We start from the raw sequence: 22,662 nt of genomic DNA on the forward strand, positions 1-22,662 counted from the left end.
TGCGTTGTTCATCGCTTGGTCTTTCTGGTGTTCATGATGTGGTCGATGGTCACGGCCGCGAGCAGGATCAGGCCCTTGATCACGTCCTGCCAGTAGGGCGACACGTCCAGCAGGATCAGCGAGCTTGTCACCACCGACAGCAGCGCCAGGCCCAGCACCGCGCCCAGCACCGTGCCCGAGCCGCCCTTGAGGCTGGCGCCGCCGATCACCGCGGCGGCGATCACGTTCAGCTCCATGCCCATGCCGAAGGTGGGCGTGGCCGCGCCGAAGCGCGCGGTGTAGATCACGCCGGCCAGGCCCGCCGAAGCGGAGCACAGCACCGTGACCCAGAACTTCACGTGCCCCACGCGAATGCCCGAGTACAGCGCGGCCTTCTCGTTGCTGCCGGTGTAGAACACGCGGCGCAGCAGGGTGGAGCGGCGCAGCACGAAGTCGCTCACCACCACGATCAGCAGGAAGATCAGGATGACGGCCGGAATGCCGAACAGCGTGCCCTGGCCGATGAACTTGAACTCCGCCGGCAGCGAGAACAGCGACTGCGGCGTGCCCTGCGTGAGCGCCAGGCACAGACCGCGCACGATCACCATGAAGGCCAGCGAGGCGATGAAATGGTTCAGCCCGATGCGCGTGACGCAGCCGCCGATCATGGCGCCGATGAGCGCGCTCGCGCCGATGGCCACCAGCCCCGCCGTCCACGGGTCGAAGCCCATGAGGAACAGCTTGCCCGTGACCACCATCGCGAAGCACACCACCGAGCCCACCGACAGGTCGATGCCGCCGACGATCAGCAGGATCGTCATGCCCACCACCACGATGCCTTCGATGGAGAACGACAGCAGCATCGCGCGCACGTTGTCCCACGTGAGGAAGTAGGGCGACGCGAAGCTCATGCCCACGCACAGCGCGGCAATGATGAGCAGCAGGCCCATCTCGCGCATGCTGCCGAGCTTGCTGGCGGGCTTGGCGGGGCCGCCCCCCGACTGGTGTGGCTGGAGGCCCGGTGCGGCCCCCGCGTCGAGTTGTGCCGGGTAGTTCACGCTGTCGCTTCCTCTTCGCAAAGTCCCGAGGCCAGCCGCAGCAGCGCCTCTTCCGTCATTTCGTTGTCTTGCACTTCACCGGCCAGCCGGCCGTCGCGTATCACCAGCGCGCGGTCGCACAGCCCGATGATCTCGGGCAGCTCCGACGAGATCACCACCACGCCCACGCCCTGGCTCGCCAGCTCGCGCAGGATGTGGTGGATCTCCGACTTGGCGCCCACGTCCACGCCGCGCGTGGGTTCGTCCATCAGCAGCACCGACGGGTTGGTGGCCAGCAGCTTGGCGATGGCCACCTTCTGCTGGTTGCCGCCCGACAGGCTCGCCACGTCGATGGCCACGCCGTCGGACTTGAGCTTGAGCTTGGCGCCCAGGTCCACCGCCAGCTTGTGCTCGGCCGCGCGCTGCAGCAGGCCGAAGCGCGAGCTCACGCGCTTCAGCGCCATCGACGCGATGTTCTGCGCGATGGGCAGGTCGAGGTACACGCCCGCCGCCTTGCGGTCTTCGCTGAGGTAGGCGATGCCTTCGCGCAGCGCGTCGCTGTACTTGCGGATCGCCAGCGTCCTGCCGTGCAGGCGCACTTTGCCGCGCGTGGCGGGGCGCAGGCCGCAGACGGTCTCGGCGAGTTCGCTGCGCCCGGCGCCCATGAGGCCCGCGATGCCGAGGATCTCGCCGCGCCTGAGCGTGAAGGAGATGCCGTGCACGCGCTCGCCGTCGGCGATGTCGCTCACTTCGAGCACCGGCTCGCCGTGCGCCGCGTCGCCGTGCTTCGGCGGGTAGTAGTTGCCCAGGTCGCGCCCGACCATGCGGCGCACCAGCGCGTCGGCGTCCAGCTCGGCCAGCGGGCCGCAGTGCACATTGCGCCCGTCGCGCAGCACCGTCACGCGCGAGCAGTGCGCGAAGATCTCGGCCATGCGGTGGCTGATGTAGATGATGCCGATGCCCTGCGCCTTCAGGTCGTGCAGCACCTTGAAGAGCGCGGCCGATTCGTTGTCGGTCAGCGCGGCGGTGGGCTCGTCGAGGATCAGCACCTTGCAGTCGAGCGTGAGCGCCTTGGCGATCTCGATGAGCTGCTGCGTCGAGATGCTCAGGTCCTTCACCAGCGCCGACGGGTCGACGTCCTGCCCCAGCCGCTGCAGCACTCGGGCGGCGCGCGCGTTGAGGCTGGCGTAGTCCATCCACGCATGCTTGCCGGCGTTGATCTCCGGCATGAAGATGTTCTCGGCCACGGTGGCGTCGCCGCACAGGGCGATCTCCTGGTGCACCAGGCCGATGCCCAGGCGCATGGCGTGCGCCGGGCCGTCGATGACCACCTTGCGGCCGTCGAGCGAGATCTCGCCCTCGTCCGGCTGGTGGATGCCGTCGATGATGTTCATCAGCGTGGACTTGCCCGCGCCGTTCTCGCCGCACAGGGCGTGGATCTCGCCGGCGTGCAGCGAGAAGTCCACGCCCGTGAGCGCGCGCGAAGCGCCGAAGCGCTTGCTGATCGCCTTCAGTTCGAGCAATGCGCTCACTGCGTTCACTCGCCGATTCCCTTGGTGCCGCGGCGGGCGAGGTACTTGTCCCAGTAGAAGTCGTCCGCGTTGGCCTTGCTGACCACGGCCAGGCCGTTGTCCAGGAAGGGCACGGACATCGGGTTGGTGCCGTTGCGCTTGGCGTCGTTCATCGGGTCGATGAGCGTCGGGTTCTTGGCCAGGAACAGCATCATCATGCCCATGTAGCCCTGCATGCCCTGGTTCGGGTTGATGGAGCCGAACACGTCGCCCGACTTGATCATGTCCAGGATCTTGGCGTTCACGTCGCAGCACATCACCTTGATGTTCTTCTTGGTCTCGACCTTGGCCTGCGCCGCGCCCAGCGCCGAGTTGGCCTCGGGCATGAAGAGCGCACCCAGGTTCGGGTTGGCCTGCGCCAGGCTCAGCACGGCCTGGTAGGCCTTGTTCGGGTCCTGATTGCTGGCGGCGCGGCCGACCAGCTTCATGCCCGGGTGCTTGGTCTTCATGCGGTTGACGAAGGCGGCGATGCGGCGGTCGTGGTTGTCCTGGCCGGGGTTCTCCAGCACGGCGTATTCGCCCTTGCCGCCCATCGAGGCCGCGATGGCGTCGGCCGCCTGCGTGCCTTCGCGGTCGTTGTCGGACGTGATGAACGAGGTGCGCTTGGAGTTGGGCGAGTCGGCCGCGAAGGTGACGACCGGGATGCCCATCGCCGCCGCGCGGTTGATCGGCTCGATGAACGGGTCGGGGTTCATCGGATGCAGCAGGATGCCGGCCGGCTTGCGCGCCAGTTCCTGCTCGAAGGACGCGAGCTGCTTGTTCACGTCGTATTCGGGCGTGCCGGTGTAGCGCGTCTTCACGCCCAGCGTGCGGCCGAGCTGCTTCATCATTTCGTAGACCGGAAACCAGTACTCCACGCCCGACACCATCACGTTCATCACGTAGACGTCGTTGGCATTGCCGCGCAGGCCGGCGCCCGCGGCGGGGGCTGCCGCCTGCTGCTGCGCAAGCGCGCTCGCACCGGCCAGGCCGATACCGGCGGCCGCCGCGGACTTCAGGAAATTACGCCTCATTTTTTGTCTCCTCACGTTGTGTGGCACAGCTTGCTGATGCTGCCTTTGAGGGCAGCTTTTCGATCCTCGTTGTCACGACAGTTGTTATGACAGGCTAGAATGTACGCGCTGGCCGTTTGACGGGATAACTAGGGGAAACGCTACTGGCGATGCGCTTTTATTCCGCCGAAGCTGTTATGACATGAAGACAAAAATACTGATCGGCATCGACATGGGGTCGAGCAGCCTGAAAGCCCTGGCCCTCGAAGCCGGGAGCGGCCGGGCCGTCGCCCTGTCCCGCATGCCATTGCCGCACGACCGGCTGCCCGCAGGAGGATGCGAAGTGGGGGCTGCCGCCATCCGCTCGGCCCTGACCCACGTGCTGCGCGACGTCGCCCACCAGCTCGGCAACCGCGTGTCCGAGGTCCGCGCCATCGGCTGCACCGGCCACGGCGCCGGGCTCTATGCGCTGGACGCGCGCAACGAACTCGTGGGCGGCAGGGCCGTCGCCTCCACCGACCAGCGGGCCGATGCGCGTGCGCGTTCGCTGTCGCTGAGCCACGGGGATGCGCTGTTCGCCGATGTCGGCTGCAGGCCCTGGCCGGGCCAGCCCACCGTGATCGCGGCCGAGCTGCTGGGCACCGACGCCGTGCAGCGCGGCGAGGTGCGCCGGCTGCTGTTCGCGAAGGACTACCTCGGCTTCCTGCTGACCGGCGAGATCGCGACCGACGCGAGCGATGCGAGCACCGCCGGGCTGGTGTCGATCGCCACCGGCACGTGGTCGCAGGCGGCCTTCGACGCCTCGGGCATCGCCGACCTCGGGCCGCGTGCCTTCGGTCCGCTGGTGCCCGGCGGCGAGGTCGTCGGCAAGCTGCGGCCTGCCGAAGCCGCGCTGTGCGGCCTGCCCGCCGGCATTCCCGTGGCGATGGGCGCCATCGACCTGCTCGCATCGATGACCGCGATCTGCGCCGAAGGCCGCGAGCGGGCGGTGTCGGTCTTCGGCACCTGGTGCGTGAACGCGGTCATCGGACCGGTGATCGAGCCCAAGCCCGACGTGGCGGCGGTCGTGAACTTCGGTCGCGCGGACAGGCGGCTCTACATGGAGAACAGCCCCTCGTCGATGGCCAACATCGCATGGTTGGCCGGCGTGCTGGGCCTGCCGGATTCGCGCGCCGTGGTCGACCTGGCGATGTCGGTGCCGCTGGGCGCGGGCGGCCTGCGCTTCCTGCCGTTCGTGAACGGCGGCGGCGGCGTGACGGCGGGCTTCGTCGGCCTCAAGAGCCATCACACGCGCGGCGACATGGCACGCGCCGTGGTCGATGCGGTGGCCGCGCTGCATGCGCGCCACACGGCGCGGCTCGCGGCCTGCGGCCTGCCGGTGTCGGCCTCGACCGTGCTCGGCGGCGGTGCGAGCGACACCCGCCTCGTGCGCCTGCTGGCCGGCTTTCTGGCGCATCCGGTCGAGCGCTGCGCCGACGACGAAACCGGCGCGCGCGGCGCGGCCATCTACGCCGCCATGTCGCAGGGCATCGACCACGCCGGGCAGGACAGCGCCTTGCTCGCGCCCTGCGACACCGTCGAACCCGACGCCGCGCAGGCGCGCGCCCATGCCGGCTTCATGGCCGGCTTCAACGAACTGATCGACACCATGTCTCCTGTGTTTTCACATCTGGCCGGGGGCAAGCAATGAGCGCCTGGCAACTGCCTTTCGTGCGTCCGGCTTCCCTGGCGGATCGCCACTTTTCGACGGTGATCGTCGGTGCCGGCATCAACGGCGTGGGCGTGTTCCGCGACCTGTGCCTGCAGCGCGTCGACTGCCTCATCGTCGACAAGGGCGACTTCAGCGCGGGCGCGAGCAGCGCGCCTTCGCGCATGATCCACGGCGGCCTGCGCTACCTGGAGAACGGCAGCTTCTCGCTGGTGGCCGAGGCCACGCGCGAGCGCAACCTGCTGCTGCGCAACGCGCCGCACCTGGTGCAGCCGCTGAAGACGGTGGTGCCGCTGTCGAGCTTCTTCGGCGGCCTCATGAGCAGCGCGCTCAAGTTCTTCGGCCGCACGCCGCCGCAGCGCACGCGCGGCCTGCTGGCGGTGGCGGCGGGCCTGCGCCTGTACGACCTGCTGGGCCGCCGCCAGCGCGTGATGCCCAACCACCGCATCAGCCGCGTGCCCACCGCCGACCGCAGCCTGTTCCGCGCGGCAGTGCGCTGGACCGCGACCTTCTTCGATGCGTGGATCAGCCACCCCGAATGGCTGGTGCTGGAACTCATCGGCGACGCCTGCCGCGACCAGCCGCGCTCGGCCGCCGCCAACTACTGCCGCGTGATGGGCTGCGCGGGCAACATCCTCACCCTGCGCGACGAGATCACCGGCGCGCTGGTGCGCGTGACGGCCGACACCGTGGTGAACGCCAGCGGCGCGTGGCTGGACCGCAGCACCGCCGTGCTGGGCGGCGCGGGCTCGCGCGTGATGGGCACCAAGGGATCGCACCTGGTGCTCGACCATCCCGCGCTGCGCGATGCGCTGCAGGGGCGCATGGCCTACTTCGAGGCGGTGGACGGGCGCGTGTGCATCGTCTATCCCTTCCTCGACCGCGTGCTGGTGGGCTCCACCGACATCCCGGTGGAAGACCCCGACCAGATCGCCACCGAGCCGGCCGAGGTCGACTACCTGCTCGAGGTGCTGGCCGAGGTGTTCCCGAACCTCGCGTTCGGCCGCGGCGACGTGGTCTACACCTACGTGGGCGTGCGCCCGCTCGCGCGCTCCGACGCCGACAAGCCGGGGCAGATCTCGCGCGACCATTCGGTGGTGGTCGACCTGCCCAACGCCACGCGCGACATTCCCATCGTCGGCCTGGTCGGCGGCAAGTGGACGACCTTCCGCGCGCTGGCCGAAGAGGCGACGAACGAAGTGCTGCAGAAACTGGGCCGCCCGCGCACCGCATCGACCGAGGTGCTGCCCATCGGCGGTGGCGCGGAGCTGCCTGCGGACGCGCAGGCCACGGAACGCTTTCTCGACCGCATGGTCACGGCCTCCGGCCTGGGCCGTGCGCGCGCGCAGGTGCTGCTGCGCCGCTACGGATCGAAGGCGCTGCCGCTGGCGCAGCGGCTCGGAGCCTCGGGCGATGTGCCCTTGCAGCACGCGCCCGACTACTCGGTCGCCGAGCTGTCCTACCTGTGCCTCGAGACGGGCGTGATCCATCTCGACGATCTCGTGATCCGCCGGACCCTGCTCGCGATCCGCGGCCTCGTCACCGGCGCTGCGCTGGCGGAAATGGCGGGCATCGCGGCCGAGGCACTGGGGTGGGACGCGGCCCTGGCGCGGCGCGAACTGCTGGCCTGCTCCGCCGCCCTGCGCGAGCGCCACGGCGTGCGGCTTTCGCCGGTGGCCGCCGATGCGCCCGCATCTTTCGATGCATCATTGACGACTCCTCAGGCCCTGGGCCAACCCTCGACGTGAACTCTCCGACCGAAATATCGACCGTGCTCGACCGTGGCTCCGAATCGCCTTTGTGGGCGCAGTTTCGCGACGCGCTGCGCCTGCAGATCCTGCAGGGCGTGCTGCCCATCGGCGCCAAGTTGCCGTCCGAAGCCGAGCTGGGCGAGCAGTTCGGCATCTCGCGCATCGTGGTGCGCGAGGCGCTGGCAGACCTGGTGCGCAACAACCTCATCTACAAGATCAAGGGCCGCGGCGCCTTCGTGTCGGCACGCGAGCGCGATGAAGATTTTGTCTCCACCGTGCTCGGCTTCTCCGACGAGATGGAGCGCAAGGGCCGCTCGGTGCGCACGCAGATCCTCACGCAGGAACTGCGCGCGCCCACCGAACAGGAAGCGGCCTCCCTCGGCCTCACCGACGACACGCAGGTGGTGGCGCTCAAGCGCCTGCGCAGCGTCGATGGCGAACTGCGCCTTCTGGTGGAAACCGTGGTACCCGCGGACCTGGCGCCGGGCCTGCACCGCACGCGCCTGGACGACCGCTCTCTGTACGACGTGCTGCGCCGCCAGTACGGCCTGCGCCTGGTGCGCGCCGAACGCTGGATCGACGCGGTGCTGCCCGACGCCGACACCTGCGAGCTGCTGAACCTGCCCACGCCGGAGCCGCTGCTGCGCATCGAGTCCATCGCCTACGGCGCCAACGGCAGGCCGCTGGAGCACTACCGCGCGCTGCACCGCTGCAAGACCAGCCGGCTGCACGTGCAGACGACGACCTGAGCGTCTTGCCCAGGCCGGGAGCGGCTACAGCAGCCGCTTCAGATACCGCCCCGTGTGGCTCGCCTCGTTCGCCGCGATGTCTTCCGGCGTGCCTTCGCCCACCACCGTGCCGCCGCCGGCGCCGCCTTCCGGCCCCATGTCGATCAGCCAGTCGGCCGTCTTGATGACGTCGAGGTTGTGCTCGATCACGACGATGGTGTTGCCCGCGTCGCGCAGCTGGTGCAGCACCTTCAGCAGCAGCTCGATGTCGGCGAAGTGCAGGCCGGTGGTCGGCTCGTCGAGGATGTAGAGCGTGCGGCCGGTGTCGCGCTTGCTGAGTTCCAGCGCGAGCTTCACGCGCTGCGCCTCGCCGCCCGACAGCGTGGTGGCCGACTGGCCGAGCTTGATGTAGCTCAGGCCCACGTCCAGCAGGGTGCGCAGCTTGCGCTCGATGGTCGGCACGGCCTTCAAGAACTCGTGCGCGGTCTCGACCGTCATCTCGAGGATCTGCGCGATGTTCTTGCCCTTGTAGAGCACCTCGAGCGTCTCGCGGTTGTAGCGCTGGCCGTGGCAGACCTCGCAGGGCACGTACACGTCGGGCAGGAAGTGCATCTCCACCTTCACCACGCCGTCGCCCTGGCAGGCCTCGCAGCGCCCGCCGGCCACGTTGAAGCTGAAGCGGCCCGGGCCGTAGCCGCGCTCGCGCGCGGTGTTGGTCTCGGCCATCAGCTCGCGGATGGGCGTGAACAGGCCGGTGTAGGTGGCCGGGTTGCTGCGCGGCGTGCGGCCGATGGGGCTCTGGTCGACGTTGATGACCTTGTCGAAATACTCGATGCCCTCGACCGATTCGTGTTCGGCCGGTTCCTCGTGCGCGCGGTACAGCGTGCGCGCCACGGCGGTGTAGAGCGTGTCGTTCACCAGCGTCGACTTGCCCGAGCCCGAGACGCCCGTCACGCACGTCAGCAGGCCGACCGGGAAGGCGACGCTCACGTTCTTCAGGTTGTTGCCGGTGGCGCCGACCACGCGGATCTCCTGCAGGTCGGTCTGCGTGGCCAGGTGGGCGGCCTCGCGCGCCGCGCGGCGCTCTGCGGCGGGGCTCTGCGGAAAGCGTGAGGGCTTCCTGCCTTCGTTGAACGCGGGCTTGTTCATCACCGGCAGCCACGCGGTGCGGCGCCTGGGCACTTCGATCTTGCGCGTGCCCGACAGGTACTGGCCGGTGAGCGAATCGGGGTTGGCCGACACCTCGGCATAGGTGCCCTGCGCCATCACGCGGCCGCCGTGCACGCCGGCGCCGGGGCCCATGTCGATCACGTGGTCGGCGGCGTGGATCATGTCCTCGTCGTGCTCGACCACGATCACGCTGTTGCCGATGTCGCGCAGGTGCTTCAGCGTGCCGATGAGGCGGTCGTTGTCGCGCTGGTGCAGGCCGATGCTGGGCTCGTCGAGCACGTACATCACGCCGGTGAGGCCCGAGCCGATCTGCGACGCCAGGCGGATGCGCTGCGCCTCGCCGCCGGAGAGCGTCTCGGCGCTGCGGTCCAGGCTCAGGTAGTTCAGGCCGACGTCGTTCAGGAATTTCAGGCGCAGGCCGATCTCGCGCACCACCTTGTCGGCGATGTCGGCCTTGGCGCCGCGCAGCTTGAGCTTCTGGAACCAGGCCAGCGAATCGCGCAGGGTGAGGTGGCTGAGCTCGAAGATCGCCATGCGCGGCGGCTCGCCGCCGTCGGCCGGGCGCGCCGATTCATCGACCAGGAACACGTTGCGGGCCTCGCGCCGCAGCCGCGAGCCGCCGCAGTCGGGGCAGGGCTGCAGGTTGCGAAAGCGCGCGAGGTCTTCGCGCACCATCACCGAATCGGTCTCGCGGTAGCGCCGCGCCATGTTCGGGATGATCCCCTCGAAGGGGTGCTTCTTCGTGAGCTTCTTGCCCGCGAAGTTGCCCGACTCCATGGTGTAGTTGAACTTGATCTCCTCGGCGGCCGAGCCGTGCAGCAGCACCTGCTGCACCGAGGCCGGCAATGACTCGAAGGGCGCGTCGACGTCGAACTTGTAGTGCTTGGCGACGCTCTCGATCATGCTGAAGTAGTAGCCGTTGCGGCGGTCCCAGCCCTTGATGGCGCCGCTGGCCAGCGACAGCGAGGGGAAGGCCACCACGCGCGCCGGGTCGAACACTTCCCGGTGGCCCAGGCCGTCGCAGCTCGGGCAGGCGCCCACCGGCGAGTTGAACGAGAACAGGCGCGGCTCCAGCTCCGACAGCGAGTAGTGGCAGATCGGGCAGGCGAACTTGGCGTTGAACAGGTGCTCCTTGTCGGCCGCGCCCTCTGCGCCCAGCTCCAGCGCGATGGCGCGGCCTTCGGCCAGGCGCAGCGCGGCCTCGAAGCTCTCGGCCAGCCGCTGCTGCATGTCGGGGCGAGCGCGCAGGCGGTCGATGACGACGTCGATGTCGTGCTTCTCGGTCTTCTTGAGCTTGGGCAGGTCGTTGTATTCGTATGTTTGCCCGTCGACGCGGAAGCGGATGTAGCCGGCCGCCTGCATCTCGGCGAAGAGTTCGAGGAACTCGCCTTTCTTCTCGCGTGCCACCGGCGCCAGGATCATCAGCCGCGGCTCGCCGGGCAGGGCGAGCGTGGCATCGACCATCTGCGAGACGGTCTGCGCCTGCAGCGGCAGGTGGTGGTCGGGGCAGTAGGGCGTGCCGGCGCGCGCGTACAGCAGGCGCAGGTAGTCGTGGATCTCGGTCACCGTGCCCACGGTGGAGCGCGGGTTGTGGCTGGTGGCCTTCTGCTCGATGCTGATGGCGGGCGACAGACCCTCGATCACGTCGACGTCGGGCTTGTCCATGAGCTGCAGGAACTGCCGCGCATAGGCCGACAGGCTCTCCACATAGCGCCGCTGCCCTTCGGCATACAGCGTGTCGAAGGCCAGGCTCGACTTGCCCGAGCCCGACAGGCCGGTGATGACCACCAGCTTGTTGCGCGGAATGTCGAGGTCGACGTTCTTCAGGTTGTGGGTGCGCGCGCCGCGGATGCTGATGCGCTGCTGCGCCAGCACCGCGCCGAGGTAGGTGTCGCGTTCGCGTTCCGCATCGCGGGCGCGTTCTGCAGCTTCGGCGGCTTCTGCCGCGGCTGGTTCAGTGGCTTTGGAATTCAAAGGAGGCGATCGTCCGAGGGCAACCGGACATGATAGACCGCCGGAGAATTCATGGCGAGCGGGCGGGTTCCGGGGCTCCGGGCGCGGGGGCTTCCGGCGGAGGCGGATGCACCGGCCCGGCGGCGCTGATGGCGCGCCCGACCATGTATTCGGCCAGTGTGTCGTACAGCGGGCGGCTGATCATGCGGGAGACCAGGCTGGCCAGCATGGCCGCGGCCATCAGGCTCAGCACCATCGAATGGCCGTCGACCATTTCCATCACGATGATGAAGGCGGTGAGCGGCGCCTGCGTCACCGCCGCCAGGAAGGCGGCCATGCCCAGCGCGATGAGCGCCGGGCCGAGCTCGCTGCTGCCCAGCTGCGACACCGCGTCGCCGATGCCCGCGCCGATGGACAGCGCCGGCGCGAAGATGCCGCCCGGCACGCCGCACCACGCCGTGAGCCAGGTGGCGACGAACTTGAGCAGCGTGTAGAGCGGGGTCAGCTCGTCATGGCCCTGCAGCATCTGCTTGACCGCCTCGGAGCCCGCGCCGAAGGTGACGCCGCCCGTGGCCAGCCCGATGACGGCCACCGCCAGCCCGCCTGCGGCCGCGAAGCGCACCGGAAAACGCGCCCGCCAGCGGTTGAACCGCCCCGGCGCGCCGGTGAGCGAGGCTGTCAGCAGCCGCGCGAACAGCCCGCCGGCCGCGCCGCTGAGCAGCGTGACCAGCAGGCCGGGCCCGAGCGCGTCCCAGCCCAGCCGGGGCACGCGGATCACGCCGAAGTAGCTGGTGTTGCCGAAAGCCGAGACGGCCACCAGGCCCGCCAGCACGATGGCCGTGATGATCAGCCCGCTGGACCGCGCCTCGAGCCGGCCCGAGAGCTCCTCGATGGCGAACACCACGCCCGCCAGCGGCGCATTGAAGGCCGCCGCGATGCCGGCGGCGCCGCCGGCCACCAGCAGCGCGCGGCTGTCGATGGTGGTGTTGGGCGAGAGCCAGCGCCGCGCGTGCTGCATCACCCCGGCCGCGACCTGCACGGAAGGCCCCTCGCGCCCGATCGACAGCCCGGCCGCGAAACCCGCCGCGCCCAGCCCGATCTTGGCGACCGTGAGCCGCAGCGACGCGAAGAAGAAGCGGCGCTCTTCCGGCAGGGCGGGGTGCAGCGCCGCCTTGATCTGCGGAATGCCCGAGCCGGCCGCGCCGGGAAAGAAGCGCAGCGTGAACCACACGATGCCCGCCGTGATCAGCGGCGTCGTCAGCAGCACGGCCCAGGGCCAGGCGCGGTAGAAGCGGTGGAACTGGCCGAAGACCCAGTCGCTGGCGAGCGTGAAGCCCACCACGAAAAGCCCGGCCGCGATGGCGTAGCCCAGCACGATGGCCCGGTCGAGCCAGACGCGGCCGCTGGACAGCTCGGCGCGCAGGTGCTCGAGGAAATCGGGTTCGCGGTTCATGAGAGAGCATTCTGGCACCGGTAGGGTATTGGCCGTGTCGGCCTTCGGGCACAATGGAGGGTTCCTCTCAACCTTCTCCTTTATCCACTTATCAGGGGCAGTGCATATGGCATCGGTCAATAAAGTCATCGTCGTCGGCAACCTGGGGCGCGACCCCGAAATGCGGACCTTCCCGAGCGGCGATCAGGTCGCGAACGTCACAGTGGCCACCACCGATCGCTGGAAAGACAAGCAAAGCGGCGAAATGCGCGAAGCCACCGAATGGCACCGCATCGTCTTCAACGGCCGCCTGGCCGAAATCGCCGGCCAGTACCTGCGCAAGGGCTCGCAGGTCTATGTCGAAGGCAGCCTGCGCACGCGCAAGTGGACCGACAAGGACGGCATCGAAAAGTACACCACCGAAATCCGCGCCGACCAGATGCAGATGCTCGGCAGCCGCCAGGGCCAGGGCGGCCCCTCGGGCGGTCCCGAGGACGACGGCGGCTACTCGCAAGGTGGCGGCGGTGGCTACTCGCAGGGCGGCAACGGCGGTGGCGGCGGCGGCGGATACGCACCCCGCGCACCCGCGGCGGCTCCGCGTGCTCCGGCACCGGCTCCGCGCCAGGCACCGGCCAAGTCGTCGTCGGGCTTCGACGACATGGATGACGATATTCCGTTCTAAACAGAAAACGGCCTGTCGAGTTCCGTCAGCAAAAAGGGCTGGCTCCTGCGGGAGCCAGCCCTTTTGTCTTTTGGCGGACGCCTCAGCCCGCCAGCCCGACGAACACGTTCTGCACGTCGTCGTTCGCGTCGATGGCCGCCAGGAAGGTCTCGACCTCTTCCAGGTCTTCCGCGCTCAGGCTCGCCGGGTCGACCGGGTTCTTGGGCTTGTAGCCCAGCTTGGCCGACAACACGGTGAAGCCCTGGGCCGGCAGCGCGCGGCTCACCAGGTCGAGGTCGGTCGGGTCGGTCAGGAAAACGACGGCATTGCCTTCCCCGGCCGGCTCGAAGTCTTGCGCGCCGGCCTCGATGGCGGCCACTTCGGCGTCGGCGTCCGGCTTGGCGGGTTCGGCTTCGATCATGCCGACGTGGTCGAAGTCCCACGACACCGAGCCCGAGGTGCCCAGCTGGCCCTTGCGGAACAGCACGCGCATTTCAGGCGCGGTGCGGTTCACGTTGTCGGTCAGGCATTCGACCATCACCGGCACGCGGTGCGGCGCGAAGCCTTCGTAGATCACGTGCTCGAAATGCACCGCCTCGCCCGTGAGGCCGGCGCCTTTCTTGATGGCGCGATCGAGCGTGTCCTTGGGCATCGAGACCTTGCGGGCCTGTTCCACCACGAGGCGAAGACGCGAGTTGCCGGCCGGATCGGCGCCGTTGCGCGCGGCCATCATGATTTCCTTGGCGAGTTTGCCGAACAACCGGCCCTTGGCATTGGCTGCCAGGTCCTTGTGTTTCGCTTTCCATTGGGCGCCCATGGCTGATTCCTTCTCGAGTGTGTGTTTGCGGCCGTGTCTGGCTCTCCGCAGAAGGGCTGGATGACCGGTTGGGGCCGTTACTGTAGCCGGAGGCCGTGCTAAAAGCCCGTAAACAGCAGCAGCGCCGCGCCGTTGCCGCATGAACGGAGCTTTTTTTCCATGACCGCTGCACAAGACGATCCGTATCCCACGCCCTTCGAATCCGGCAACGGCAACCGGACCGCCACCTGGGCCGAATGCATCGCCTTCTACGAGCGGCTGGCCGCGCGGTTCCCTGGCGTGCTGCATTGGCGGCAGATCGGCCTGTCGGACACCGGCGCGCCGATTCACGCCGGGGTGGTCACGGCAGACGGCGTGTTCGACCGCGAGACGCTGCGGCGGCAGCGCCGCCCGGTGTTCTTCAACAACAACGGCATCCACCCCGGCGAGCCCGAGGGCATCGACGCCTGCATGGCGCTGGTGCGCGACTTCTGCCTGCAGCCCGATCGGCTCGCGGCGCTGGGCGACACGGTGTTCCTGTTCATTCCCGTCTACAACGTGGACGGCTGCATCAACCGCCAGGCCACTTCGCGCGTGAACCAGCTCGGGCCCGAGTCCTTCGGCTTCCGCGGCAACGGCCGGAACCTGGACCTGAACCGCGACTTCATCAAGTGCGACAGCCTCGCCGCGCAGGTGTTCAACCGGTTCTTCACCGCGTGGGACCCTGACGTGATGGTCGACACCCACACGTCCAACGGCGCGGACTACGCCTGCACCATGACGTTGATTCCGACCCAGCCCGACAAGCTGGGCGGCGGGCTGGGCGACTTCCTGCGCGAGCGCATGCTGCCCGCGATCTACGGCGACATGGACCGGCGCGGCTGGCCCACCTGCCCCTACGTGAACCTGCTGGCCGAGACGCCGGACGACGGCATCGAAGACTTCCTCGACCTGCCGCGCTTTTCCACCGGCTACGCCGCGCTGCACCACACCATCGGCTTCATGCCCGAGACCCACATGCTCAAGCCCTTCGCCGACCGCGTGGCGTCGATGCGCACGCTGGTGGAAGTGGTGCTGGCGTTCACCGTGGCCAACGCGGCGCGCATCCAGGCGCTGCGCAACGAAGCCCGGGCCGCCGCCGCGCGACAGGCACGCTGGCCGCTGACATGGCGCAACGACCACGACCGCCCGGCCAGCCTGCGCTTCAGGGGCTACCAGGCCGTGCGCACGCCCAGCAGGCTCGGCAACTACGAACGGCTGGCCTACGACCGCAGCCAGCCGTGGGAGAAGGACATCGTCCACTTCGACCGCTGCGTGGAAGACATCGCGGTCGCGGCGCCCAAGGCCTACCTGGTGCCCCAGGCCTGGCGCGAAGTGATCGAGCGCTTGCAATGGAACGGCGTCGAGATGCGGCGCCTGGAGGCCGACCAGTTGTTCGACGCGGCCCGGGTGTACCGCGTGCAGCAGGTGGCCTCGCGCCCGAACGCCTACGAAGGCCACATGTTCCATGACCAGGTGACGCTCGCCTCGCACACCGAGCGCTTCCAGGCGCGCGCGGGCGACATGTGGGTGCCGCTGGACCAGCCCAACGCCCGCTATGCCGTCGAGACGCTGGAGCCCGAGGCGCACGACAGCTTCTTTCGCTGGGGCTTCTTCAACAGCGTGCTGGAGAAGAAGGAGGCCTTCTCCGCCTACGTGTTCGAAGACACCGCGCTGCAGATGCTGGAGGACGAGCCGGACCTCCGGCGCCGTTTCGAAGAGTGGAAGACCGCGAACCCCGCGAAGCTGTCCGACCAGGGCGCGGTGCTGGGTTTTCTTTTTGCGCACGGCAGGCGCCATGCGGAGCCGGAGTGGCGGCGTTATCCGGTGGTGGCATTGATGCAGGCCGTGCCGCTCGTCACTGCGCGGGCCTGAACCCCGGCAGCGCGTGCATGCGTGCGCGCAATGCTTCCACGAATGCGGTGACGCGCGCCGGCCGGTACAGCCCCGGCGGCAGCGCGACATGCACGCCCACCGGCTCCAGCCACCAGTTCGGCAGCACGCGCTTCAGGCGGCCGGCCTGCACGTCTTCGTGGCACATCCATGGCGCCGCCGCGCCGATGCCCGCGCCGTTGAGCACCGCGCGGTAGCTTGCGAGCAGGCTGTCGGTGCGGATGGGCGTGTCCAGCGCCACGATGCGCGAACGCCCGCTGCGGTCGATCAGGCGCACGTTGCCCGTCACGTAAGGCATCAGTCCCACGCACGGCAGCTGCGGCAGCCGGGCCAGCGTGACCGGGCCGATGCGCTTGAGCAGCTCGGGCGTGGCGATCAGCACGCGGTCCATGCGTCCGAGCGGGCGGCACACCAGCCCGGGGTCGCGTACCTCGCCCACGCACACCCAGCATTCGGCACCCGAGGCCGCGAGGTCGACCACCCGGTCGGTCAGCGTGAGCTCGACGCGCAACTGCGGATGCGCCGCGCGCAGGTCCGTCACCGCATCGGTCAGGAAGCCGGTGCCGTAGCCCGAGGGGCCGATGACGCGCAGCGTGCCCTCGGGCCGGCTCTGCCCGCCCAGCAACCGCTGTGACAGGCCCGACCAGCGGTCGGTGAGGTCGTGCGCCTCCGCCAGCAGCGAGCGGCCCTCGTCGGTGAGGGAGAAATTGGCGGTGTTGCGAATGGCCAGCTTGCAGCCCAGCAGGCGCTCCAGTTCCAGCAGGCGGCGGCTCACCGTGGGCTGCGTGGTGCCGAGCAGCCGTGCCGCCTTGCTGAGCGATCCGCTCTCGCCGATCTTGATGAAAGTGTCCAGCAGGTCGAGCCGGTCGTGCGCGTTCTTCATGCGCCAGACGTATATCACTTCATCGTCCCATACGTCTACCCATGTCGCCCGGCTCTGCCTATCGTCGGGCCCGTTCAAGACATTCGAATGGATATTTCCCGATGAGCGCCACGATCGAAGACACCGCCCGCACTGTGGGCGACACGCCCAAGGGCGGCTCCGTGCTCGGCTTCTATGCCGCAAAGGGCTCGCCCCGGCCACCGCGCATCGCACGCGGCGAAGGCATCTACCTGTGGGATGCCGGCGGCCGCCGCTTCCTCGACGCCACCGCCGGCGCGGTGGTCGCCAACATCGGCCACGGCAACCCGCGCGTGCTGGCGGCCATGCAGGCGCAGGCGGCGCAGGTCACCTTTGCCTACCCGCGCTTCTTCGAGAGCGAGCACAGCATCGAGCTGGCGGACCGCGTGTGCGCGCTGGCGGGCGAGGGCTTCGACAGGGCCTTCTTCGTTTCCGGGGGCTCCGAGGCCAACGAGTCGGCCATCAAGCTGGCGCGGCAGTACGCCGTGGTCTGCGGCCAGCCGCGCCGCGCCAAGGTGATTTCGCGCAACCCGAGCTACCACGGCTCCACGCTCGGCGCGCTGGCGGTGACGGGCGACGCGCACACGCAGTCGATCTACGGGCCGATGGTGCGCGAGATGCCGAAGGTGCCCGCGCCGCTGTCGTACCGCGTGCCCGACGGCCACACGGCCGAGAGCCATGCGATGGCCTGCGCCGACGCGCTGGAGGCCACCATCGTGCGCGAAGGACCCGACACCGTGCTGGCCTTCATCCTGGAGCCCATCGGCGGCCTGTCGACCGGCGCGGTGGTGTCCCCGGCGGCGTACTTCGAGCGCGTGCGGCAGATCTGCGACCGCCACGGCGTGCTGCTGATCTACGACGAGATCATGAGCGGCGCGGGCCGCACCGGCGCCTTCCTGGCCGCGCACCACTGGGCCGGCGCACGGCCCGACCTGGTCACGCTGGCCAAGGGGCTGGCCGCGGGCTACACGCCGCTGGGCGCGCTGCTGGCGCCCGACCGCATCGTCGACGCCGTCGCCGGCAGCGGCGGCTTCGTGCACGGCCACACCTACTTCACCAATCCGCTGTCGTGCGCCGTGGCCAACGCGGTGGTCGGCGAGGTGATGCGGCAAGACCTGGTCGGCCGCGCGCGCGACATGGGCGAGCTGCTGATGGCCCGATTGCGCGAAGTGGCCGAGCGCTCCCCCATCGTGGGCGACGTGCGCGGCAAGGGGCTCTTCACCGCCATCGAGATCGTGGCCGACAAGGCGACGAAGCGGCAGCTGCCGGCCAGCTTCAATGCACCGGCGCGCCTGACCGAGCACGGGCTGAAGCACGGCATCGCGCTGTACAACCGGCGCGCGAACCTGGGGGCCTTTGGCGACTTCCAGATGATCACGCCGCCGCTGACCATCACGCCCTCCGAGATCGACGAACTTGCCGACCTGCTGGCGCTTTCGCTGCGCGGCCTGGCCGACGAGATCGCGGCCAAGGTCCTGGCCACTTCGGTGCAATGAAGGCAGCCGCGATGCCGCAACCCATTCCGCCGCACCGCGCGCTGCAAGTGCCCGGCGTGCATGGCTACACCGACCGCAAGAGCGTGGCCGCCGGCGAGGTGGTTCGCTTTCACCTGAGCAGCGACGTGCCCTATGCGCTTTCGGTGTGCCGGCTCGGCCCCGATGTCGAAGGCCGCACGGCCGACACCGTGCTGCATGCCTTCGCGCCTTCCGCCGCGCGCGTGCATCCGATCCACCCCGGCTCCTACGTGCAGGTGGCGCGCGGGCTCGACCAGCCGCTGCGCGCGCTCACGCTGGAGTGCTGGGTGCAGCCTTGGAGCATCGGCACGCGCCAGAGCGTCGTCGGGCAATACGACCTGCCAGGCGCCTGCGGCTACGGCCTTTTCATCGACGAGGCCGGGCACGCGGTGTTCTACCTGGGCGACGGCGGCGCGTTCCGTCCGCAGGGCCAGCTCGCGGGCGGCGCGCTGCGGGCCAAGCGCTGGCACCACCTCGTCGCCACATGGGACGGCGAGCAGACGGTGCTGTGGATCGACGGCGAAGCGGTTGCGCGGGGCCGGTGGACCGGCCCGATGCAGCCGGGCCGCGCGCCGCTGCGCCTGGGCGGCAGCGGCATCGACGGCCTGGCGGATGCGTTCCTGGAGGGCGACATCGTCATGCCCGCGATCTATTCGCATGCGCTGCAGCCGGCCGAGGTGCGCGCGCGTTTCGCCGACCGCGGCCTGCACACGCCGCGCGGTCGCACGGTGCTGGCCTGCTGGCCGCTGCGCGAGGAGCGCGGCGACACCGTGGCCGACGCCAGCGGCCACCAGCGCACCGGACGCATCGTCAACCACGGCACCTGGATGATCGTCGGCCCGGCCTTCGAGCCACAGCGGGTGAACGAATTCTCCGACGACGGCTACGACCCGCTGGCCGACCCCACGCGCGGCCACGGCCTGCGGCTGGCGAGCGACGACCTGTACGACTGCCGCTGGCCCGAGAGCCATGCCTTGCGCATTCCGCCGGATGCGAAGTCCGGCGTGTACGTGGGCCGCGTGCGCTACCTGCTGGACGGCGAGCCCGCCGAATACGACATCGCCTTCATCGTGCGCCGCGCCGCGCACCGGGCTCCCGCGCCGGTGCTGGTGCTTTGCGCCACCAACAGCTGGCTGGCCTATGCCAGCACGCCCTTCGCGAAGAACACGGCCGGCGATCCCGTGTGGCCGCGGCGTTCGGCGGGCCTGGAGAACAGCCATCCCGAGGCCCCGGCCTACTGCAGCTACACCTACCACCGCGGCGGCCAGCCGACCTACCAGGTGGGCCTGCGCATGCCCTGGCCCAACGCCAGCCCCAACGCGCTGTACGACCCCGCCGACGCGGGCTTCAGCCAGTGGACCCGGCTGGAGCGCCGGCTGCATGTGTGGCTGGACCAGGCCGGCTACGACTACGACGTGGTGAGCGACCTCGACCTGCACCGCGACCCGGGCCTGCTGAAGGCCTACAAGACGGTGATCGTCAACGGCCACAGCGAGTACTGGTCGCTGCCGGCCTGCGACGGGCTCGACGACTACCTGTGCGGCGGCGGCACGGCCATCGTGCTGTCGGGCAACACCATGTACCTGCGCGTGAGCTACAACGAAGAGGGCACGGTGATGGAGCAGCGCAAGGTGCTCGGCGCGAACGACCTGGACAGCGAGGAGGCCGCCAAGGTGCGCCCGCCCGCCGGCCCCTACGGCGAGCAGTACCACTCGCAGGACTGGGCGCGCGGCGGCCATTTCAGGCAGGCCGGGCGCTCGTGCGCCGAGATCATCGGGCTCGAGTCGGCGGGCTGGGCCTTTGCCGACGGCGGCGATTTCGGCGTGTACCACGCCACGCAGCCGCGGCACTTCCTGTTCACGCAGCCGAATGCGCTGGGCCTGACCCAGGGCGCGACCTTCGGCCATGCGCCGGGCGGCGGCCTGCCGCGCGCCATCGGCCACGAGTGGGACCTGAGCGTGGCGACGCTGTGCCGCATGACGCACGCGCTGCCGGCCGGCCAGCAGTTGCCCGAGCCGCAGCGCGGCATCGAGGTCATCGCGCAGGGGCGCCGCCACCGGCCGGGCCGGCTCGACGCGTATCTCGACTACTTCTCGAACGTGACCGAGTCGCTCGACGGACTCTCGGCCGAGATGATCTATTGGGAACGCCCCCGGGGCGGCCGCGTGTTCAACGCCGGCGCCGTGGGCGCGAGCTGGGTGCTCGGCGTCGATCCCTGTTTCGAAGGGGTGCTGCGCAATGTGCTGCATCACTTCGGCGTCCGGCCCGAGACGGGCGCGGACCTTGCAGTTCAACCATCCCTGGAGCACGAAGCACCATGAGCACACTCGCCCCACGCGCCGCCGAGCTATCCGAACCCGCCGAGCCTGCCTCCCGGCAGAGCACGCTGCGGGTCATCACCGCCATTTCCATCGGCAATGCGCTGGAGTGGTTCGAGATCGTGATCTACGGCTTCCTCGCCGTGACCATCTCCAAGCTGTTCTTCCCCGCGGAGAACGACACCGTGTCGCTGCTCATCACGCTGGGCACTTTCGGCGTGACCTTCGTGATGCGCCCGGTCGGCTCGCTGGTGCTCGGCGCCTATGCCGACGCCAGGGGGCGAAAGAACGCGCTGACGCTGTCGATGGCGCTCATGCTGCTCGGCACGCTGCTGATCGCGGTGTCGCCGACCTTCGCGCAGATCGGGCTGTGGGCGCCGGGGCTCGTGATCCTCGCGCGGCTGCTGCAGGGCTTTGCTGCCGGCGGCGAGTTCGGCAGCGCCACCGCGCTGCTGGCCGAGCAGGATCCGCGGCGGCGCGGCTTCTTCTCGAGCTGGCAGTTCGCGAGCCAGGGCATCACCACCTTCCTGGCGGCGGGCTTCGGCATGGGGCTCAACACGCTGCTCACGCCCGAGCAGTTGCTGTCCTGGGGCTGGCGCATTCCGTTCTTCTTCGGCCTGCTGATCGGGCCGGCCGGCCTGTACATCCGCCGCCACCTGGACGAAGGCCTGGAGTTCAAGCGCGCGGCCCAGGAAGCCACGCCGGTACGCACCACGCTGGTGGACCAGCGCGGGCGCACGCTGGCGGCCATGGGGCTCATCATCCTCGCGACCATCGTGGCCTACACGGGCCTGTTCATGCCGACCTTCGCGGTGCGCCAGCTGGGCCTGCCGCCGTCGATGGCCTTCGCCGGCACCTTCTGGTTCGGCGTGCTGCAGTTCGCGCTGGTGCCGGTGTTCGGCAGCCTGTCGGACCGGGTGGGGCGCCTGGCCATCATGCGCGGCGCGGCGCTGGTCATGCTCGTGATGATCGTGCCGCTGTTCTACCTGCTGGTGAACCATCCGTCGGTGCCGGCGCTGATGGTGGCGCTCACCGCCATGGGCGTGGTGGCGTCCGCCTACTGGGGCCCCATCTCCGCGGCCATGTCCGAGCTGTTCCCGGCGGCCACGCGCGGCACCGGCCTGTCGGTCAGCTACAGCTTCGGCGTGGCGATCTTCGGCGGCTTCGCGCCCTTCATCAGCGCCTGGCTCATCACGGCCACGGGCAGCAAGATCGCACCGGCGTTCTACGTGGGCTTCGGCGTGCTGGTGAGCCTGGCGGCGCTGCGAGCCGCCCGCCGGTACGGCGTGAAATAGCAGTTTTCTCCAAGTCGCGGCGGCGCGCCTTGCCTACGCTCGGGTCATTCCACGACTTTCCGGACGAATGACCATGCGAGCCAGCGACGCGCAACGACAACACAAGACGGATGCCTTTCATCGCCTGCACGAGGGCCCCGCCCCGCTGGTCCTCGTCAACGCCTGGGATGCCGTCAGCGCCCGCATCGTCGAGCGCGCGGGCGCGGCAGCCATCGGCACCACCAGCGCCGGCATGGCCTGGTCGCTCGGGTATGCCGACGGCGAGCGCATGCCCGCCGGCGAGCTGGTCGCGGCTTGCGCGCGCATCTGCCGCGTGGCCGGCGTGCCGGTCAGCGTGGACATCGAGCGCGGCTTCGGCGACAGCACGCAGGCGGTGCGCGACGTGGCCGGCGCGCTGGTCGACATGGGTGCGGCCGGCATCAACATCGAGGACGGCGCGCGGCCGGGCACGCGCGAGCTGGCGCCGCCGGAGGTGCTGTGCGAGCGCATCGCCGCCATCCGCAAGCTCGACGCGCGCTTCTTCATCAACGCGCGCACCGACGCCTACTTCGTGCCCTGGGACGACCCGGCGGCGCGCTTCGGCGAGGCGCTGCGCCGCGCGCGGCTCTACGCGGCGGCGGGCGCGGACGGCATCTTCGTGCCCGGCATGTCCAGCCCCGAGGAGATCGCTGAACTGGCCGATGCCGTGCGACTGCCCTTGAACGTATACGCCGGCTATGCGGGCGCTCCGCCGGCCGGCGAGCTTGCGCGCGCAGGCGCGCGGCGCATCAGCCTGGGCTGCGGCCCGCTGCAATCGGCGCTGGGGCTCGTGGGGCGCATCGCCGGCGAAGCCTTTGCACAGGGCCGGTTCGACGCGATGGGCGAGGGCATGCTGTCGGTGGGCGAGATCAACGGGCTCTTTCCCGCCACGCCCTGAGCCGCCTG

At 69.6% G+C, this 22,662-nt stretch carries 16 protein-coding genes; 9 read left to right on the forward strand and 7 right to left on the reverse strand.

The annotated features are described in order from the left end of the window. Positions 1 to 8 precede the first annotated feature (8 nt). The 3 genes from WIX39_RS06470 to WIX39_RS06480 are packed head-to-tail and all read right to left on the reverse strand — an operon-like array spanning position 9 to position 3,600. Complete coding sequence (locus WIX39_RS06470; protein WP_409194690.1) at positions 9 to 1,037, reverse strand: ABC transporter permease; 1,029 nt, start codon at positions 1,035 to 1,037, stop codon at positions 9 to 11. Beyond that, positions 1,034 to 2,557, reverse strand: coding sequence for a sugar ABC transporter ATP-binding protein (locus WIX39_RS06475; RefSeq protein WP_409194691.1), 1,524 nt, complete (start codon positions 2,555 to 2,557; stop codon positions 1,034 to 1,036). Before WIX39_RS06475 ends, WIX39_RS06470 begins: the two co-directional genes overlap by 4 nt. Next, on the reverse strand, positions 2,554 to 3,600 hold the full coding sequence (locus tag WIX39_RS06480) for a substrate-binding domain-containing protein (protein WP_409194692.1): 1,047 nt from the start codon (positions 3,598 to 3,600) through the stop codon (positions 2,554 to 2,556). Before WIX39_RS06480 ends, WIX39_RS06475 begins: the two co-directional genes overlap by 4 nt. A gap of 181 nt (positions 3,601 to 3,781) precedes the next feature. On the opposite strand from WIX39_RS06480, the gene WIX39_RS06485 reads away from it, so the two are divergent. The 3 genes from WIX39_RS06485 to WIX39_RS06495 are packed head-to-tail and all read left to right on the forward strand — an operon-like array spanning position 3,782 to position 7,787. Next, a complete protein-coding gene (locus tag WIX39_RS06485) occupies positions 3,782 to 5,269 on the forward strand; it encodes an FGGY family carbohydrate kinase (RefSeq protein ID WP_409194693.1) in 1,488 nt (495 codons plus the stop codon). Next, positions 5,266 to 7,035, forward strand: coding sequence for a glycerol-3-phosphate dehydrogenase/oxidase (locus WIX39_RS06490; protein ID WP_409194694.1), 1,770 nt, complete (start codon positions 5,266 to 5,268; stop codon positions 7,033 to 7,035). Before WIX39_RS06485 ends, WIX39_RS06490 begins: the two co-directional genes overlap by 4 nt. Then, on the forward strand, positions 7,032 to 7,787 hold the full coding sequence (locus WIX39_RS06495; protein WP_081270732.1) for a GntR family transcriptional regulator: 756 nt from the start codon (positions 7,032 to 7,034) through the stop codon (positions 7,785 to 7,787). Before WIX39_RS06490 ends, WIX39_RS06495 begins: the two co-directional genes overlap by 4 nt. Positions 7,788 to 7,811: 24 nt before the next feature. On the opposite strand, the gene uvrA is transcribed toward WIX39_RS06495, so the two are convergent. Next, positions 7,812 to 10,910, reverse strand: coding sequence for an excinuclease ABC subunit UvrA (uvrA, locus tag WIX39_RS06500; protein ID WP_409194695.1), 3,099 nt, complete (start codon positions 10,908 to 10,910; stop codon positions 7,812 to 7,814). 49 nt (positions 10,911 to 10,959) lie between these two features. Then, positions 10,960 to 12,342 carry a chloride channel protein gene (locus WIX39_RS06505; RefSeq protein ID WP_106936005.1) on the reverse strand — a complete coding sequence of 461 codons (1,383 nt, stop codon included), beginning with the start codon at positions 12,340 to 12,342 and terminating at the stop codon, positions 10,960 to 10,962. Positions 12,343 to 12,448: 106 nt separating this feature from the next. Between WIX39_RS06505 and ssb the strand changes: the two genes are divergently transcribed. Continuing rightward, complete coding sequence (ssb, locus tag WIX39_RS06510; protein WP_106936004.1) at positions 12,449 to 13,003, forward strand: single-stranded DNA-binding protein; 555 nt, start codon at positions 12,449 to 12,451, stop codon at positions 13,001 to 13,003. Between the two features lie 82 nt (positions 13,004 to 13,085). Here the strand turns inward: ssb and WIX39_RS06515 are convergent, their stop codons facing one another. Then, the gene (locus WIX39_RS06515; protein ID WP_106936003.1) at positions 13,086 to 13,799 is read right to left on the reverse strand and encodes a YebC/PmpR family DNA-binding transcriptional regulator; all 714 of its coding nucleotides are present in this window, start codon (positions 13,797 to 13,799) and stop codon (positions 13,086 to 13,088) included. Positions 13,800 to 13,958: 159 nt separating this feature from the next. On the opposite strand from WIX39_RS06515, the gene WIX39_RS06520 reads away from it, so the two are divergent. After that, complete coding sequence (locus WIX39_RS06520) at positions 13,959 to 15,692, forward strand: M14 family zinc carboxypeptidase (RefSeq protein WP_409194696.1); 1,734 nt, start codon at positions 13,959 to 13,961, stop codon at positions 15,690 to 15,692. Here WIX39_RS06520 and WIX39_RS06525 read toward each other — a convergent pair. Beyond that, positions 15,676 to 16,593 (reverse strand): LysR family transcriptional regulator, encoded by a 918-nt coding sequence (locus tag WIX39_RS06525; RefSeq protein WP_081270737.1) that lies wholly within the window; start codon positions 16,591 to 16,593, stop codon positions 15,676 to 15,678. The genes WIX39_RS06520 and WIX39_RS06525 overlap by 17 nt on opposite strands. A gap of 101 nt (positions 16,594 to 16,694) precedes the next feature. On the opposite strand from WIX39_RS06525, the gene WIX39_RS06530 reads away from it, so the two are divergent. The 4 genes from WIX39_RS06530 (at position 16,695) to WIX39_RS06545 (ending at position 22,654) form a co-directional block, all read left to right on the forward strand. Continuing rightward, positions 16,695 to 18,107 (forward strand): aspartate aminotransferase family protein, encoded by a 1,413-nt coding sequence (locus WIX39_RS06530; RefSeq protein WP_409194697.1) that lies wholly within the window; start codon positions 16,695 to 16,697, stop codon positions 18,105 to 18,107. A gap of 11 nt (positions 18,108 to 18,118) precedes the next feature. Beyond that, positions 18,119 to 20,446 (forward strand): N,N-dimethylformamidase beta subunit family domain-containing protein, encoded by a 2,328-nt coding sequence (locus WIX39_RS06535; protein ID WP_409194698.1) that lies wholly within the window; start codon positions 18,119 to 18,121, stop codon positions 20,444 to 20,446. Beyond that, complete coding sequence (locus WIX39_RS06540) at positions 20,443 to 21,738, forward strand: MFS transporter (RefSeq protein ID WP_409194699.1); 1,296 nt, start codon at positions 20,443 to 20,445, stop codon at positions 21,736 to 21,738. Before WIX39_RS06535 ends, WIX39_RS06540 begins: the two co-directional genes overlap by 4 nt. A 73-nt stretch (positions 21,739 to 21,811) precedes the next feature. Next, positions 21,812 to 22,654, forward strand: a complete 843-nt coding sequence (locus WIX39_RS06545) for an isocitrate lyase/PEP mutase family protein (protein WP_409194700.1) — start codon at positions 21,812 to 21,814, stop codon at positions 22,652 to 22,654. Positions 22,655 to 22,662: the final 8 nt, after the last annotated feature.

The sequence above is a fragment of the Variovorax sp. AB1(2024) genome (assembly GCF_037482385.2).
Taxonomy (GTDB): domain Bacteria; phylum Pseudomonadota; class Gammaproteobacteria; order Burkholderiales; family Burkholderiaceae_C; genus Variovorax.